Raw genomic sequence first — 15569 nt, 5'->3', positions numbered from 1 at the left:
ACCCTTTTCGTCATCAGCGACGGATTTCAGCGATATCGCGTGGAATGGCGCTCTGCATGCTATGCCAGATCGCACCGCTTTCCTTACCATAATGACGCACCACATCCATCACCTGCTCATATAATCCGTCATGACACAGCGTTTCCAGCCGGCTATAGAAATCCAAAGCCAGTTTTCGCGCGTCAGGATTAGAAAAATAGTAACGGCCCACGCGAATATACAGCCCTTTCAAGCCGTTCAGGATCAGGCCGTAAATCGGATTACCGGACGCAAACGCCAGGCCGCGGAATACGTTGTAATCAAGCTGGGCGAAAGAATCCGCATTATCATCCACCGATGCGGTTTGCTGTAAGACTTCGCGGGTCTTTTCCGGGTGTTGCCGTAACGCCGTACGGATAAAAATAGCCGCGATATTGGTACGAACCGCCAGAAGATTATCAATGAGTTGCGGGACGCTATCGTGATCGAGCCGGGCCAGCGTTTCCAGAATATTCAGCCCCGAGGTTTCCCAGAAGTTGTTGATTCTCGTTGGTTTACCATGCTGAATGGTCAACCAGCCGTCACGGGCCAATCGCTGAAGCACTTCTCGCAATGTGGTGCGCGTCACCCCTATCAGCTCGGAAAGCTCTCTTTCTGCCGGCAGAATCGACCCCGGAGGAAAGCGGTTATTCCATATACTTTCAATGATATATTCTTCCGCGAATCCGGCCGGACTTTGCGCCTTTATTACCATGAGTTTGATATTCCGTAGCGATATTTACTGATGAAAGCTTAGCTCATCATACCAGACGAACTAAACATGACATAGTATGGCGGCGATACGCCCGACAAATTCAACCTAAAACTGTGACCACCGGCAAAACCACCCAAAGCGTCCACGCTATATAACCGGCCGGCTATTGAATTTTTCCTCTGGCCCCGAGTCCAATACGTTTAGCGATGAAAAAGCGCCTCTGCGTCGATCAGGCGTGGTTATGGCCGTCATTAACGGCCGCGATCGTGTATAGTGGTCAGGCGATAGTAAGTACCGTCAGCAGCTTTCAGTGGTGTTGAACTATCGCTGAATAAAGAAGAGAATCAAATAAATACCTTTGTTACAGTTTGCACAGTGAAATGATGGTAGTGAAACCGGCCAGGTTTACGCTGCTGATTCGATCATTTTTAGCATGGAATACTCGTATGTTGCGATTTCTCAACCGTTGCTCGCGCGGGCGCGGAGCCTGGTTGCTATTAGCATTCACGGCCTTAATCCTGGAATTGGTCGCGCTTTATTTCCAGCATGTCATGCTATTGAAGCCCTGCGTGCTTTGCATTTATCAGCGTAATGCGCTGTTCGGCATCATGGGCGCCGGTTTGTTAGGCGCGATAGCGCCAGCCAGCCTGTTACGTTATCCCGCTATTGCGCTATGGATATACAGCGCATATGAAGGGCTGCGTCTGGCCTGGAAGCATACGGATATCCTGCTGCACCCATCGCCTTTTAATACCTGCGACTTTTTCGTCAGTTTTCCGTCATGGTTGCCGCTGGATAAATGGCTCCCCGCCGTCTTCAACGCAACGGGGGATTGCGCGGAACGTCAATGGCAATTTCTTTCGCTGGAAATGCCGCAGTGGCTGGTGGGGATATTCGCCGTCTATTTGCTGATTGCGGTGCTGGTGTTAATTGCTCAGCCTTTCCGCCCTAAGCGTCGCGATCTTTTCAGCCGCTGAAAAATTAGCGTACGGCCAGAAAGAAAGCCCGGATGAAAAAACCGGGCTTTCTTAGCTATCGTTGCTGCTGTGCTCCATAAATATCCCTGTAATGGTCTAATCTTTCTATGAAATACTGCCTTTTCTCTTGTGGGATTTTTTCCGCTATTTCATCAGCATTAATCTTTTTTTTCTGACTCTCCATGAAAGCAATCGTTGAAGCAGCAAAGTCAGCGTACTGATCGCTGTACCCAAGAATCATCTTTTCAAAGTTAATCATCTGCTCCCCCCTTTGTTTCGCCGTTGTTGTATTAAAATTATACAACACATTTGGATTTTCACCTGGGAGAGGCGCAGCAAAATATGACGTTATCTGGCCCACGCCGGCTTGTTCAGGATATGGTCTTGCCAATCCACAACCTCATTTTCCCGCACGGCAATGTGCCGGACAGAAATGCGCTCGCCGTGCATCGCTGCTTTAGAGCCGGTAATCAACGGATGCCATTGCGGCAACCCTTTTTTTTCATGGATGAGCCGATAGGCGCAGGTGGCCGGCAACCAGTTAAAGGTCAGCAAATTTTCGCGGGTAAGTTTGATGCAGTCAGGTTCATACTCAAAGCGCCGGCTGTAATTACGACATTGGCAGCTTTTTATATTCAGCTGATTACAGGCGACGTTGGTAAAGTAAATCTCCTCCGTATCCTCATCAATGAGTTTATTCAAACAGCACTGCCCGCAGCCATCGCACAGCGACTCCCATTCGTCGTCGGTCATGTCGGATAAGGTCTTTTGCTGCCAAAAAGGGCGTTCAGTCATTTTTCTTTCCGGGTTAATCTGTTGGGGCGCTCTGTATAACGGGTTTAACACGCCGAGGCAAGTTTTGCTACCCGTCCGCACCGACGCGGGTAGCACGGCATTTAGATAATACGGGTGTTGAGGGTACGGTCATTGACGGTGATTTTCAGCATATCGCCAGACTGAATCGGCCCAACCCCTTGAGGCGTTCCGGTCAGAATGATATCGCCGGCCCGTAACGTAAAGAAGCGGCTCATATAGGCAATCAACGGCAGGATCGGTGTAATCATATCGCGGGTGTTCCCCTGCTGGCGAACGTCGTCATTCACTTTCACCCTCAGTTCGGTCTGCTGCGGATCGCCGAATTCGGCCACCGGAATAAAGCCGGAGATCGGGCAGGAGCCATCAAATGCCTTCGCTTTTTCCCACGGTTGCCCCGCTTTTTTGCATGCGGACTGTACGTCGCGCAGCGTCAAATCCAGCGCCACGCCGTAACCGGCGATCGCCCGCGCGACCCGTTCTTCATTCGCCTGCTTAAGCGGCGTGCCAATCAGCACCGCCAGTTCGACCTCATGATGTACCGAGCCGAGATTTTTGGGAATAGCGACTGGCTGACGTAAATCGCACAGCGCAGTTTCCGGCTTGATGAATAAAACGGGTTCAGTCGGCGTCGCGCTTCCCATTTCTTTAATGTGCGCGGAATAGTTGCTGCCAACGCACACCACTTTGTTTACCGGGAAATCAAGCAGCGCCCCCTGCCAGTCTCTGTGTTGATACATGAATCGTCTCCTGCCCTGTCAGTTGGGTAAATATTACACTTATCACAATAAGAGCGTATAAAAATGCAATCTTGCAGAAATACGCGCTATCACGTCAAAACTCAGCCTTTGGAGAAAGGAGGGCTTGCCTTGAAGCAACCCCACCTTTTACCCTATTCCACCGTTCAATTCTGCCATCATCATCACTCTCTGCGCCATCGCGCCGCAGGGAAGCGCATTTCTTTTTGAAAAATAAACCGGACGTTATTATGACTAAGGCATTATCCGAAAATAACGGTGGTATTATTTTTTTACATTTACCAAAGCGTTTTTAATAAATTTTCCGGCGGCGGCGGAACCTGTAGATAAAAACCCTGATCTTCAAGCGCGCGTTTAACTTTTTCAATATCGGCGCTGGCCAATTTCTTACTGCCGTCCAGCGGTAATAACATGGCTAAATGCGGCGTGCCGAAACTTTTCATCAATTCTTCCGGCACCCGGGAAAAATCGTCTTTTTTTTCGACATACAGATAGGTTTGTTCGCGTTTGGCGCTTCGGTAGATCACACAAAACATTTTTTTTACTCTATTTAATGAGAATGGCGTCTTGCCTGTATATAATTGTGACTATAACATGCTTACAGCGCTCTGGAATATCATGCCTTAGATGTTACTCTGAGGATTAAAAGATGCTGAAACTGAGTCAGGATAGATGTCACAAACGCCAATTGAACTAAAAGGCAGCAGCTTTACCTTATCGGTTGTTCATTTGCATGATCCCCAACCCGAGGTAATTTATCAGGCATTACAGGAAAAGATCGAGCAAGCGCCGGCTTTTCTGAAAAATGCCCCCGTTGTCATTAATGTCGCCGCGTTAACCGCGGATATCGACTGGATAAAATTACAGCAGGCCATTTCTTCCACCGGGCTGCACGTCGTGGGCATCAGTGGATGCAAAGACGAGCAGTTGAAACAGGTTATCACGCAAGCGGGGTTGCCCCTGCTGAGCGAAGGAAAAGAGCAGCGGCGGGCGACGCCCCCCGTCATGGCGGTGCCTGCCGTCGTGAAGACCCAAGTCATCAGCACTCCCGTTCGTTCCGGCCAGCAAATCTATGCGCGGAACTGCGATCTGATTGTGACCAGCAGCGTCAGCGCGGGCGCGGAAGTGATCGCCGACGGCAACATTCATATTTACGGCATGATGCGCGGCCGCGCCCTGGCCGGCGTATCCGGCGATGTGCAGAGCCAGATATTTTGTACGCATCTGGCCGCAGAGCTGGTGTCGATCGCCGGCCGCTACTGGCTTAGCGATCAGATACCGTCTTCATTTTCCGGGCAGGCGGCAAGGGTTAACCTGAACCTGCTGGATAACGTTTTAAACATACAACCTCTAGACTAAGCCCTTTCAAGGAAACATTTATGGCACGCATCATTGTTGTTACATCGGGTAAAGGGGGCGTTGGCAAGACCACTTCAAGCGCGGCCATTGCTACCGGTTTAGCCCAAAAAGGAAAAAAGACGGTTGTCATCGACTTTGACATCGGTCTGCGCAACCTCGACCTGATCATGGGGTGCGAGCGTCGTGTGGTTTATGATTTTGTTAATGTTATTCAAGGCGATGCCACATTAAATCAGGCGCTGATTAAAGATAAGAGGACGGAGAATCTTTATATTCTGCCGGCGTCGCAAACCCGCGACAAAGATGCGCTTACCCGTGAAGGCGTGGAAAAAGTGCTTGATGACCTGAGCGAAATGGCTTTTGACTTCATCGTCTGCGACTCTCCGGCCGGCATCGAAACCGGCGCGCTGATGGCGCTCTATTTCGCCGACGAAGCCGTTATCACCACCAACCCGGAAGTCTCTTCAGTACGCGACTCCGACCGTATTCTGGGTATTCTGTCCTCCAAATCGCGCCGTGCCGAACGTTCGGAGGAGCCGATTAAAGAACACCTGCTGTTGACCCGCTATAACCCCGGCCGGGTCAATCGCGGCGACATGCTGAGCATGGAGGACGTACTTGAGATTCTCCGCATTCCGCTGGTTGGGGTGATCCCGGAAGATCAATCCGTTCTGCGCGCGTCCAACCAGGGCGAACCGGTGATCCTAGACCCGGAAGCCGATGCGGGTAAAGCCTATTCAGACACCGTTGATCGTCTGTTAGGCGAAGAGCGGCCTTTCCGCTTCGTTGAAGAAGAGAAGAAAAGTTTCCTTAAACGACTTTTTGGGGGATAAATTATGGCATTACTCGACTTCTTTCTGTCCCGCAAAAAAACGACGGCCAATATTGCCAAGGAACGGCTGCAAATTATTGTCGCGGAGCGACGTCGGGGAGATAGCGAACCCCATTATCTGCCGCAATTAAAACGGGATATTCTGGAGGTCATCTGTAGATATGTACAGATCGACCCGGAAATGGTCACCGTTCAGTTAGAGCAAAAAGGCGATGATATTTCCGTGCTTGAACTGAACGTCACATTACCGGAAGCGGAAGAAACACCGAAATGATTTTTCCGCCATAACACTCTCTGCTTATTTGCAGAGAGTGTTATATAACCGAAAAATACGCGAGTTGAATAAAAGACATTGCTGCTGAAAGGGTTCTCTGTTTATTTCGGATATCTCCGAAATAAACGTTTTTTACGCCCGCCGTTAATACGCCTGTAAAATTTCCCGCAGCTCATCGCCATATAAACGATTACGCCAGCCAGACAACATTTCCGGCGCCGGCTCCTTCCCGCCACTTAATTTCCAGTGCCAGTTAAGCAGCCGATTAATCTGACGCCGTGACGCCAGTAGTTCGGCGGATAATCCGCTACGTTCGTTTACGCGTTGTACCAGCGCCTTAATATCTTTAAATGCCTTTTTATAGCCGGGATAGTCGATAAGATTGATCACCGGAGCCGGGCAGTCGGCGTCGGTCATGGCGTTAGTCTGATCGACCAACGCCAGCAGCGTTTTGCCGTGATAGCGGATCTCCGGGCCGCTCAGCCCTAACGAATCCAGCTCGCCCAGCGACGCGGGTAAAAAACGCGCCACCTGCCACAGATTCTCTTCACGTACCACGAAATTCACCGCGCTGTCGCGTTCACGCGCTTTGCGCAGACGCCACTCGGCAAGCTTCTGAAGACAGGCCAGATTACGGCCGCGCAACTGCCAGGCATTGCCTATTTCACGATAGGCCAACTCGGGAGCCAATATTTCCTGCTTGCGCTGACACAGTAAACGGCACTCATCCAGCGCAGCCGCCATCCATCCGGCGGCCTCCGTTTCCTCGACCAGTTTTATTGCCATCGGCAACAGATAGAACACATCGGCGGCGGCATAGTCGCACTGTCTGGCGCTTAATGGACGTGCCATCCAGTCAGTTCGCGACTCGCTTTTATCCAGCGCGACATCCTGATATTCGGCCACTAACGCCGCAAAGCCATAAGAGAGCGGCTTGCCTAAAAAAGCGGCCAAAATCTGGGTATCGATAAACGGCTCGGGAGACAGGCCAAACGCATTGAAGAAAACTTCCAGATCCTCGCTGCCGGCGTGCAAAAACTTGATGACCTGCTCGTCGCGCAATAGTAGCTGAAAAGGCGTCCAGTCGGCGATCGTCAAGGGATCGATAAGCGAAAGCCGTTCACCATCGAACAACTGAATCAGCCCTAATTGCGGATAGTAGGTACGGGTTCTGACGAACTCGGTATCCAGCGCAACCTGTTTATATTGGCGCGCATGCGTGCAAACCTGTTTTAACCCGGCGTCGGTGGTGATCAACTGATAATTCAAAACATCATTCTCTTGGTTGTTTCAATATAAAACATTGATAAAAAGTAACGCCGGCTATACCGGCGTGAGATTGGCCGCGGCGCGTAATCCGCCGCCTATCGGCAGGGTCAACGATAATGCCTGAAACCTATGATATCCTGTCCTGCCCGCATCTGGCAGACGTTTTACTGATAAATCACCCGCGGCTATCCATTCTGCTACGGCGTTGCGGTTTCCCTGGTTTTATCGGGGTCGTCGCGCAACTCCCGCCGCAAAATCTTTCCTACATTCGATTTAGGTAAATCCTCGCAAAACTCAATTTCTTTCGGCACTTTATACCCGGTAAGATTGCGGCGACAGTGAGTGATCAGTTCGTCTTTGGTCAGCGAACCGTCACGACGCACCACAAAGGCTTTTACCGCCTCGCCGGAAACGTCATTGGCGACGCCGATAACCGCAGATTCCGAAACTTTAGGATGGCGGGTAATCACATCTTCAATTTCAGTCGGATAAACGTTAAACCCCGACACCAGGATCATATCTTTTTTGCGATCGATAACCCGCAGGAAGCCTTGATCATCCGCGGTGACAATGTCACCGGTGGCCAGCCAGCCGTCTTTCAATACCTCGTCGGTCGCCGCGGGCTGCTGCCAATAGCCCAGCATCACCTGCGGGCCACGGATCCACAGCTCCCCTGATTCGCCGGGCGCGACATCATTGCCTTCGCCATCAATGATGCGCACATCCGTCGACGGCACCGGCAGACCGATGCTTCCGCTGTAATATTTCAAATCGTAGGGATTGCCGGAAACCAGCGGCGAGCTTTCCGTCAGCCCATAGCCTTCCAGCAGATGTTTGCCGGTCAGCTTTTCCCAGCGTTCGGCCACCGCCTGCTGTACCGAGGCCCCGCCGCCGACCGACAATCGCAGCGTCGAGAAATCCAGCTCATGAAATTCTTTATTATTCAACAGCGCATTAAATAACGTATTGACCCCGACCACGACGGTAAACGGATGCTGCGATAACTCCTTCACCAGCGCGGGGATATCACGGGGATTGGTTATCAACAGATTGGTTCCGCCAAATTCGATAAACAACAGGCAATTCACCGTCAGGGCGAAAATATGATACAGCGGCAGTGCGGTGACCACCACCTCATGCCCTTCCTGCAATACCGGGCCATAGGCCGCTTTACACTGCGCCAGATTCGCCTGCAAGTTACGGTGAGTCAGCATCGCGCCTTTGGCGACGCCGGTGGTGCCGCCGGTATATTGCAGGAAAGCCAGGTCGGCATTGATGATATCCGGCTTCACATATTGCAAGCGCCGCCCCTCTTGCAACACCCGCCGGAATGAAATGGCGTCCGGCAGATGATATTTAGGCACCAGCCGCTTAATGTACTTAACCACAAAATTGACCAGCGTCCCTTTCGCCGTCGATAGCTGATCGCCCATGCGCGTTAGGATAACGTGCCGCACCTGAGTGTTATGCACCACCTTTTCCAGCGTGTGCGCGAAATTGGATACAATCACAATGGCGCTGGCGCCGCTGTCTTTCAACTGATATTCCAGTTCACGCGGGGTGTACAGCGGATTGACGTTGACCACCACCATACCGGCCCGTAGCACGCCAAACAACGCCACCGGGTATTGCAACAGATTTGGCATCATCAATGCCACACGGTCGCCTTTCTTCAGTTTAAGCTGATTTTGCAGATAGGCGGCAAACGCCCGGCTGCGCTCTTCCAGCTTACGGAAAGTCATCACTTCGCCCATATTGCTGAATGCAGGCCGATCGGCGTAACGCGCCACCGCATTCTCAAACATTTCAACCAGTGAGGAATAGCAATCCGGATCGATGTCGGCGGGTACACCTGCCGGATAGCGCGATAGCCAAATTTTGTCCAAGACATCACTCCCGAGATATTTTTTTAGCGGCATCGTCAGCCTCACTACCAGATGATTGTTAACATTATTTTAACTCAGCTTACCAGTTGAAAAGCAAACAATGTCAAGGTTGCGAGGCCGATCACTTATTTTATGTTAATAACTTGTTCAAAAAAAATCAGGCAACCCGAGTCGCCTGATTTCTATCGTGCCCAACGGTGGTTTATTCCGTCACTACCGTCTCAATCTGAGCCGGGCCGTACCATCCACCGCCGAATCCCCAACCGGGGCCCCAGCCATAGCCGTAGCGGGCATGCCAGCCCCACGGGCCGTAAGCCCCCGGCGGCATCACCACACGCTGCGCCACATTCCAGCGTTTATATCCCTGAGCGTCAACCACCACATAGCGGTATGGCTTGTCGCCGATGGCCCCCTGCTCCGTTCCCGTGATGGGGCCGACAACGGTAACTAATTTGTCTTTAAAATCCACCGGCTCCAGAAAGCGGTTTACATAAGCAATAAAGCGTCCTTCGGAAGGCAGATTCAGACGGGGTTTAGCGCCGCTGTCCAGCGGCATGGCGGCAATTTCCAATCGGGTTTTGTCGGCTTCATTCCGAATGCCGACCACCCGGCCGCCAAAGCGGGACTCTTGCCCCACATACAGCTGCGGCGCATTCATGACCCGCACAAGATCGTCCTGAGGCGTTGGAGAAGTTCCCTTGATGGCATCAGGCACCGTGACGCATCCGGAAAGCAGCCATGCTGCGGCGATAAGGATACCGCCCCAGACAGCCCGTTGCCGCCGGGCATGCCGCGTTTTATCATTCATATACCGTGCAATAATCATGACATCTCCTTTTCCAGGGCCTGATAATTAGACTATATCGCACAGAATAAGTTGCTGTTCATTCACGACCGGGCAGTTTTTTCCAGGCGACTTCATTGCGCAGATAACGGGGTTGAACCCGTTCCACGCTTACCGCCCGACCGTCCAGCCATTGCATCAATGCCAGCGGCAGCATATCTTCCGCTTGGGGTAACAGCGTGTCGCCATCCAGCAATGCTATTGCCGGGTGATTCACCAGATCGGCGTAGGTTTTCCATCCCGTGCCGGCGGTTGCCCACCGGCCACTCAATTCAGCGCTCAGATCCCGCGCCTGTTGCGGCGTCAGCACGGCTTCAGACGCGTCGCCTTGCCAGCGCCCATCGGCCTCTTGCTGGTATCTGGCCCAGTAAACTTCACCCATGCGGGCATCAATGGCAGCCAATACCCGCGTGGCGCCGGTACGGCGAAATGCGCCCTGCGCCAGGGTCGCCAGCGTGGAAACGCCGATCATCGGCAGCTCGGCGCCCAGAGCAAGTCCCTGAGCAATACCAATACCGATACGCACGCCGGTAAAACTCCCCGGCCCCTGACCAAATGCCAGCGCATCCAGCGCATTGAGCGTCAGGCCGCTTTCCGCCAGCACCTGCTGAACCATCGGCAACACACGCTGCGTATGTTCCCGGGGACAAATTTCAAATAAAGAATGAATTTCACCATCATTCCAGAGTGCGACGGAACAGGCTTCCGTCGCGGTATCAAGCGCTAGAATTCGCGTAGACATGCCAACCTCAGGCGGGATAAAAAATAAGTCTTAACGGCGCGCATCATAACATAGCCCCCGGCACATTTCCGTTATGCTTTCCGGGTAAGAAATTCGATGGCCTGGCCGAGATCGCGGGTGCGGGGAGCCGGCGGCAGGCTATTGAGAAACACGGCGCCATACGGGCGCATAACCAGACGGTTATCGCAAATAACCAGCACGCCGCGATCGTCAATATCCCGAATCAAACGCCCTACACCCTGTTTCAGCGTGATCACCGCATCCGGCAATTGCACGTCATCGAAGGGTTCGCCGCCCCGCAAACGGCAATCTTCAATGCGCGCCTTCAATAGCGGATCGTCCGGCGAAGTGAACGGAAGTTTGTCGATAATCACGCAAGACAGCGTATCGCCGCGCACGTCAACCCCTTCCCAAAAGCTGCTGGTCGCCACCAGCAGTGCGTTACCCGCCGAGACAAACTGCGAGAGGAGTTGCGCTTTACCGGTTTCCCCCTGCAATAAAACCGGCAACGTCAGCGTTGCCCGGAATTCGGCGGCCAGCTCGCGCATCATCTGATGCGAGGTGCACAACATAAAACAGCGCCCCTGATTCGCCTCAATCAGCGGACGCAGCATGGCGGCCAGTTGCCGGGCGGCGCCGGGTCGATGGGTTTCCGGCAGATAGCGCGGCACACAGAGCAATGCCTGACGGGCATAATCAAACGGACTGGGCAGCAGCAAGGTATGGGTATCGGCGTCATCCAGCCCCAGCCGCCGGGTAAAATGCGTGAGCTGCTCATTAACTGACAGCGTGGCGGAGGTAAATACCCAGGCCGACGGTTTTTCTTTCATCAGTTCGCGAAAGCGATCGGCAACGGAAAGCGGCGTCAGCGCCAGAACGAAGTGACGGGAACTGCATTCATACCAGTAGCTGTAACCGGGTTGCTGCACATCCAGCAATCGTTTTAAACGCCCGCGGTATAGCGTCGCCCGTTCAAAGGCGGCGTCCAGCAAAGCTGAGCGCCCCAGCGAGAGTTTAGCCACGTCATAACACAGCTCCAGCGCATCATCCAACAGCACCAGCGCGCGCTGAAGCGACGGCTGATTGAGGATTTCGCGCAGATTGCCGCGGAACCCGGGGTCGCCCAGCGCCAGGCGGAAATCCTGGGTGCTTTGCGTCAGACGATCCGCGCTCTTTTGCAATTGCGCCGCGTCACGCACCTCGGTGCGGTAGGCGATGCTCATATCTTTCGCCAAATCCATCAGTTGCCGGCTGGAAAGCTGCTGACCGAAATACTGGCTGGCGATATCCGGGATCTGATGGGCCTCGTCAAAAATCACTACCTCGCTGTCGGGGATCAGTTCGGCAAAACCACTCTCTTTAACCACCATATCCGCCAGATAGAGATGGTGATTGACCACCACGACATCCGCATCCATGGCTTTGCGGCGCGCCTTAACGACAAAACATTCTTTATATCGCGGGCAATCACTGCCCAGGCAATTATCATTGGTGCTGGTCACCAGCGGCCAGACCGGGCTATCTTCCGCCACCCCGGCACAGGTCGTCACGTCGCCCTCCGCCGTTTCAGAAGACCATCCCCGCAGCCGAACCAGTTCGCTTAGCGTTTCCGCGGAAAGATCGCCGCCCGCCAGCGACTGTTGGTCAAGGCGCTCCAGACACAGATAGTTGGATCGTCCCTTCAACAGCGCCAATTTACCTTTGTATTTCAGCGCCTGCGCCACCGTCGGCAAGTCTCGGCTATAGAGCTGATCCTGTAATGCTTTCGACCCCGTCGAAATAATGACTTTTTTATCCGATCGCAGCGCCGGCGCCAGATACGCATAGGTTTTGCCGGTTCCGGTTCCGGCTTCCACCACCAGCGCCTGCCGCTTATCAATCGCCTGAGCGACAGCCTGTGCCATTTGCCGCTGGGGTTCACGCGGTTTAAATCCGCGGATGGCTTTCGCCAGCGCCCCGTCGGTTGCAAAATCATCTATTACACGATCGTTTGTCACACTGTCTCTCTTTATCGGATATGCAGACGGCCGACGTTACCTGATGATAGCGCCGCGCCGATTATGCCAAGACTCAACTACGGCTACCACCCTAAATCAGACGGACTTTTTATCCGCGCAAATGAAAGCGGCGTAAAAGATTATGTTAGGCTTGACGCCGTTATTCACCAACGATGAAGAGACAACACGCTTATGCCAATTACCAGAATCGATGCTGAAGCCCGCTGGTCCGATGCTGTTATTCACAACAACACGCTGTATCACACCAGCGTGCCGGATAATCTGGATGACGACGCCCGCGCCCAGACCGAAAATGCCCTGGCGGCGCTGGATGCCGTGCTGCAACGGGCGGGAACGGATAAAAGCCGTCTGTTGGACGTCACCATTTTTCTGGCCGACGCCGAAGATTTTGCGGCGATGAATGCCGTCTGGGATAGCTGGGTCGTGTCAGGCAGCGCGCCGGTGCGTTGCACCGTACAGGCCAAGCTGATGAATCCGAAATATAAAATTGAAATAAAAGCGATTGCCGCCGTATAAAGCGATAGCGGAGGAATAGCCGTCAGTGCTCTTCCTCTTCTTCGCCGTCGTCAAAAGAGCGCGTCTCATCCTCATCGTTTTCATTGGTTTCTTCATCATCAAACATAGCAGTGACCCTGTCACCTTTATGCGTTTCACGAATCTCGGCCGCCACCGTCGCGATAGCCTGACCGCTGCTCATTCCCTGCGACATCAGCGCCTGAATACGCTCTACGGCTTCCTGCTGCTGCTCATGCGTCAATGCCGGCATACCTGCAATCATGATAAACTCCTGGTGGTTGAATCGGGGCGTATCATCGCACGCTATCTCAGCCATACACCAGAACTTCCGGTTTGTGGTACGCTAGCCCACCGGGAAAATCCCCGGGCTCACCACAGAAACCGACGTCCACCTGCAAAGCATGAGATTATACGAAAATACCATGTCCTCATCCCCTGTCTATCACGCGCTGCCCTATCAGCCGGATGCATTGCTGACGCTTTTCGCGCCGTTTTCGCAACAACCGTGGGCCATGTTGCTGCATTCCGGTTTTGCCGAACATTCCCATAATCGTTTTGATATTATGGTGGCCGACCCCAGAGTGACGATCTGCACGCGCGGCGGGCAAACGGACATTATTCGTGACGATGGCAGGCTGGTCTCCGCCGACGATCCCTTTTCACTGTTACAACAGCAAATTGAAAGTCTGGGGATCGCCGCCGACCCGCACCCTGATTTCCCCTTTCAGGGCGGCGCGCTCGGTCTGTTCGGTTACGATCTCGGCCGCCGCATTGAAACGTTGCCGACACAGTCCGCGCAGGACATCGACCTGCCGGATATGGCCATCGGTCTTTATGACTGGGCGTTAATTGCCGATCATCAGCGCCAGACATTAACGCTGATCGTACATCGCCACCTTCAGCATCGGCTCGACTGGTTAGCGAACCCGCCGGTCTATGATCGTCAGGCGGATTTTCAGCTCACCGGGCCGTGGCGCGCCAATCTGTCACGCGAAGCGTACGGCGAAAAATTTCGCCGAATACAGGATTATCTGCTGTCGGGAGATTGTTATCAGGTCAATCTGGCGCAACGCTTTGTCGCCGAGTATCAGGGCGATGAGTGGCTGGCTTTTTTACGCCTGTCATCCGACAACAAAGCGCCGTTCTCCGCTTTTCTGCGTCTGCCCGAAAATACGGTGATCAGTCTGTCTCCGGAACGTTTTCTGTGGCTGGAGAATCAACGCATTCAGACGCGGCCGATTAAAGGCACGCTGCCGCGGCTGGCGGACCCGGCGGCGGATGCCAGACAGGCCGAGCGGCTGGCCCGGTCGGAAAAAGATCGGGCGGAAAACCTGATGATTGTCGATTTACTGCGTAATGATATTGGCCGGGTCGCGGCGCCCGGCAGCGTCAGCGTACCGCAACTGTTTGCCGTTGAGCCTTTTCCGGCGGTGCACCATCTGGTCAGCACCATCGTGGCGCGGCTTCCCGAGACCTGCCGCGCGACGACGCTGCTGCGGGCCTGCTTCCCCGGCGGTTCCATTACCGGCGCGCCCAAAATCCGGGCGATGCAGATTATTGAAGAGCTGGAGCCGCACCGGCGTAATGCCTATTGCGGCAGTATCGGCTACCTTAGCGTTTGCGGCACCATGGACACCAGCATCACCATTCGTACCTTATTAACCGAACAGGGGAAAATATACTGCTGGGCCGGCGGCGGAATTGTTGCCGACAGTCAGGAACAGGCGGAATATCAGGAAACATTTGATAAAGTAGGCCGTATCTTGCCGTTGCTGAATGCATCGAATCAGCAGGATGAATTGGATCGTCAACCAGATGCTCAGGTTAATACCCGTGACACATTCCGTGATTGAGACCAGCGCGCCGGCGCTACGCTCGGCTGCGCCTTTTAATTTGGCCGAGTTTATTACCCGCTTTCAACTGCAAACGCCGCCGCCCGCGTCTGTCGCCCGCCAGCCGCGCCATGCCGCGGTGTTGGTGCCGATTGTCTGCCGCCCTACGCCGACCCTGCTGCTCACCCGACGGGCCTCCAACCTCAGAAAACACGCCGGACAAGTCGCTTTCCCCGGCGGCGCGGCCGATAGTGATGACCGCTCATTGATCGCGACGGCTTTGCGCGAAGCGCAGGAAGAAGTCGCCATTCCGCCGCAGAATGTGCGGGTGCTGGGCGTGTTGCCGCCGGTAGACAGCATCAGCGGGTTTCAGGTCACGCCCGTTATTGGTCTTATTGCCGCCCGGACGCATTTTTATCCTAATGAACACGAAGTGGCCGAGCTGTTTGAAATGCCGCTTGAAGAGGCATTGGCGCTGACGCGCTATTACCCCGTTGATATCGAGCGACGGCAGCGGCCCCATCGGGTTTACCTTTCCTGGTATCGGCAGCAATTTGTCTGGGGATTGACGGCATCGATCATTCGCCAGCTTGCGCTGCATGTTTCCAGCGCGCCCTGATATTGCCCCCACTTCTTTTCCATCGCCAATTATCCCTGCTATTTACAGGGTTATAATGGTGATTAATTACCCCACCCAGCCTTTCTGGAATAAGTTC

Annotated in this window: 18 protein-coding genes; 7 read left to right on the top strand and 11 right to left on the bottom strand. The window is 53.7% G+C overall.

What is annotated here, in order from left to right:
- Window positions 1–13: 13 nt before the first annotated feature.
- Window positions 14–733, bottom strand: a complete 720-nt coding sequence (gene fadR / locus JG725_RS02390; protein WP_172287755.1) for a fatty acid metabolism transcriptional regulator FadR — start codon at window positions 731–733, stop codon at window positions 14–16.
- A gap of 446 nt (window positions 734–1179) precedes the next feature.
- Here fadR and dsbB point away from each other — a divergent pair, with 446 nt between their 5' ends.
- Window positions 1180–1710: a disulfide bond formation protein DsbB gene (gene dsbB, locus JG725_RS02385; RefSeq protein WP_172287757.1), complete on the top strand. Its 531-nt coding sequence runs from the start codon at window positions 1180–1182 to the stop codon at window positions 1708–1710.
- Window positions 1711–1765: 55 nt separating this feature from the next.
- On the opposite strand, the gene JG725_RS02380 is transcribed toward dsbB, so the two are convergent.
- The 4 genes from JG725_RS02380 to JG725_RS02365 all read right to left on the bottom strand — a co-directional run bounded on the left by JG725_RS02380 (window position 1766) and on the right by JG725_RS02365 (window position 3817).
- Window positions 1766–1969 carry a DNA polymerase III subunit theta gene (locus JG725_RS02380; RefSeq protein ID WP_172287759.1) on the bottom strand — a complete coding sequence of 68 codons (204 nt, stop codon included), beginning with the start codon at window positions 1967–1969 and terminating at the stop codon, window positions 1766–1768.
- Window positions 1970–2058: 89 nt separating this feature from the next.
- Window positions 2059–2505: a YcgN family cysteine cluster protein gene (locus JG725_RS02375; protein WP_172287760.1), complete on the bottom strand. Its 447-nt coding sequence runs from the start codon at window positions 2503–2505 to the stop codon at window positions 2059–2061.
- Between the two features lie 101 nt (window positions 2506–2606).
- The gene (locus JG725_RS02370) at window positions 2607–3263 is read right to left on the bottom strand and encodes a fumarylacetoacetate hydrolase family protein (protein ID WP_199376397.1); all 657 of its coding nucleotides are present in this window, start codon (window positions 3261–3263) and stop codon (window positions 2607–2609) included.
- A 296-nt stretch (window positions 3264–3559) separates the two neighbouring features.
- Window positions 3560–3817 (bottom strand): YcgL domain-containing protein, encoded by a 258-nt coding sequence (locus JG725_RS02365; RefSeq protein WP_172287763.1) that lies wholly within the window; start codon window positions 3815–3817, stop codon window positions 3560–3562.
- A gap of 136 nt (window positions 3818–3953) precedes the next feature.
- Here JG725_RS02365 and minC point away from each other — a divergent pair, with 136 nt between their 5' ends.
- Genes minC through minE form a run of 3 tightly spaced genes read left to right on the top strand, consistent with a single transcriptional unit; the run spans window position 3954 to window position 5746 of the window.
- Entirely contained in the window at window positions 3954–4640 is a 687-nt protein-coding gene (minC, locus tag JG725_RS02360; protein ID WP_172287765.1) for a septum site-determining protein MinC, read from the top strand.
- A gap of 20 nt (window positions 4641–4660) precedes the next feature.
- On the top strand, window positions 4661–5473 hold the full coding sequence (gene minD, locus JG725_RS02355; protein WP_172287767.1) for a septum site-determining protein MinD: 813 nt from the start codon (window positions 4661–4663) through the stop codon (window positions 5471–5473).
- Window positions 5474–5476: 3 nt separating this feature from the next.
- On the top strand, window positions 5477–5746 hold the full coding sequence (minE, locus tag JG725_RS02350; protein WP_005968801.1) for a cell division topological specificity factor MinE: 270 nt from the start codon (window positions 5477–5479) through the stop codon (window positions 5744–5746).
- 144 nt (window positions 5747–5890) lie between these two features.
- Here the strand turns inward: minE and rnd are convergent, their stop codons facing one another.
- From rnd to JG725_RS02325, 5 genes are all read right to left on the bottom strand, one after another.
- Window positions 5891–7015 (bottom strand): ribonuclease D, encoded by a 1125-nt coding sequence (gene rnd / locus JG725_RS02345; protein WP_199376395.1) that lies wholly within the window; start codon window positions 7013–7015, stop codon window positions 5891–5893.
- 197 nt (window positions 7016–7212) lie between these two features.
- Window positions 7213–8901, bottom strand: a complete 1689-nt coding sequence (gene fadD / locus JG725_RS02340) for a long-chain-fatty-acid--CoA ligase FadD (RefSeq protein WP_172287770.1) — start codon at window positions 8899–8901, stop codon at window positions 7213–7215.
- 202 nt (window positions 8902–9103) lie between these two features.
- Complete coding sequence (locus JG725_RS02335) at window positions 9104–9709, bottom strand: Slp family lipoprotein (RefSeq protein WP_199377192.1); 606 nt, start codon at window positions 9707–9709, stop codon at window positions 9104–9106.
- 76 nt (window positions 9710–9785) lie between these two features.
- Window positions 9786–10487 (bottom strand): tRNA (adenosine(37)-N6)-threonylcarbamoyltransferase complex dimerization subunit type 1 TsaB, encoded by a 702-nt coding sequence (tsaB, locus tag JG725_RS02330; protein ID WP_199376393.1) that lies wholly within the window; start codon window positions 10485–10487, stop codon window positions 9786–9788.
- 71 nt (window positions 10488–10558) lie between these two features.
- Entirely contained in the window at window positions 10559–12484 is a 1926-nt protein-coding gene (locus JG725_RS02325) for an ATP-dependent DNA helicase (RefSeq protein ID WP_172287774.1), read from the bottom strand.
- 192 nt (window positions 12485–12676) lie between these two features.
- Here JG725_RS02325 and JG725_RS02320 point away from each other — a divergent pair, with 192 nt between their 5' ends.
- A complete protein-coding gene (locus JG725_RS02320; protein WP_172287776.1) occupies window positions 12677–13021 on the top strand; it encodes a RidA family protein in 345 nt (114 codons plus the stop codon).
- Window positions 13022–13043: 22 nt separating this feature from the next.
- On the opposite strand, the gene JG725_RS02315 is transcribed toward JG725_RS02320, so the two are convergent.
- The gene (locus tag JG725_RS02315) at window positions 13044–13283 is read right to left on the bottom strand and encodes a YoaH family protein (protein WP_172287778.1); all 240 of its coding nucleotides are present in this window, start codon (window positions 13281–13283) and stop codon (window positions 13044–13046) included.
- 160 nt (window positions 13284–13443) lie between these two features.
- Here JG725_RS02315 and pabB point away from each other — a divergent pair, with 160 nt between their 5' ends.
- Both pabB and JG725_RS02305 read left to right on the top strand, forming a co-directional pair.
- Window positions 13444–14874 (top strand): aminodeoxychorismate synthase component 1, encoded by a 1431-nt coding sequence (gene pabB, locus JG725_RS02310; protein WP_199376391.1) that lies wholly within the window; start codon window positions 13444–13446, stop codon window positions 14872–14874.
- Window positions 14855–15472 carry a CoA pyrophosphatase gene (locus JG725_RS02305; RefSeq protein WP_330528650.1) on the top strand — a complete coding sequence of 206 codons (618 nt, stop codon included), beginning with the start codon at window positions 14855–14857 and terminating at the stop codon, window positions 15470–15472. The genes pabB and JG725_RS02305 overlap by 20 nt, the downstream gene beginning before the upstream one ends.
- The last annotated feature ends 97 nt before the right edge of the window (window positions 15473–15569 follow it).

The sequence above is a fragment of the Brenneria sp. L3-3C-1 genome (genome assembly GCF_016456245.1).
Classification (GTDB): Bacteria; Pseudomonadota; Gammaproteobacteria; order Enterobacterales; family Enterobacteriaceae; genus Brenneria.
Note: the sequence above shows the minus strand (reverse complement) of the source record. Positions and strands in the feature narration are given on the sequence as shown.

Excerpts from the sequence above, each read along its gene's own strand:
- dsbB (WP_172287757.1), top strand. The coding sequence starts at position 1,180 with ATGTTGCGATTTCTCAACCGTTGCTCGCGCGGGCGCGGAGCCTGGTTG.
- minE (WP_005968801.1), top strand. The coding sequence starts at position 5,477 with ATGGCATTACTCGACTTCTTTCTGTCCCGCAAAAAAACGACGGCCAAT.
- JG725_RS02320 (WP_172287776.1), top strand. The coding sequence starts at position 12,677 with ATGCCAATTACCAGAATCGATGCTGAAGCCCGCTGGTCCGATGCTGTT.
- JG725_RS02335 (WP_199377192.1), bottom strand. The coding sequence starts at position 9,709 with ATGAATGATAAAACGCGGCATGCCCGGCGGCAACGGGCTGTCTGGGGC.
- pabB (WP_199376391.1), top strand. The coding sequence starts at position 13,444 with ATGTCCTCATCCCCTGTCTATCACGCGCTGCCCTATCAGCCGGATGCA.
- JG725_RS02370 (WP_199376397.1), bottom strand. The coding sequence starts at position 3,263 with ATGTATCAACACAGAGACTGGCAGGGGGCGCTGCTTGATTTCCCGGTA.
- JG725_RS02375 (WP_172287760.1), bottom strand. The coding sequence starts at position 2,505 with ATGACTGAACGCCCTTTTTGGCAGCAAAAGACCTTATCCGACATGACC.
- JG725_RS02380 (WP_172287759.1), bottom strand. The coding sequence starts at position 1,969 with ATGATTAACTTTGAAAAGATGATTCTTGGGTACAGCGATCAGTACGCT.
- minC (WP_172287765.1), top strand. The coding sequence starts at position 3,954 with ATGTCACAAACGCCAATTGAACTAAAAGGCAGCAGCTTTACCTTATCG.
- minD (WP_172287767.1), top strand. The coding sequence starts at position 4,661 with ATGGCACGCATCATTGTTGTTACATCGGGTAAAGGGGGCGTTGGCAAG.
- JG725_RS02315 (WP_172287778.1), bottom strand. The coding sequence starts at position 13,283 with ATGATTGCAGGTATGCCGGCATTGACGCATGAGCAGCAGCAGGAAGCC.
- tsaB (WP_199376393.1), bottom strand. The coding sequence starts at position 10,487 with ATGTCTACGCGAATTCTAGCGCTTGATACCGCGACGGAAGCCTGTTCC.
- JG725_RS02365 (WP_172287763.1), bottom strand. The coding sequence starts at position 3,817 with ATGTTTTGTGTGATCTACCGAAGCGCCAAACGCGAACAAACCTATCTG.
- fadR (WP_172287755.1), bottom strand. The coding sequence starts at position 733 with ATGGTAATAAAGGCGCAAAGTCCGGCCGGATTCGCGGAAGAATATATC.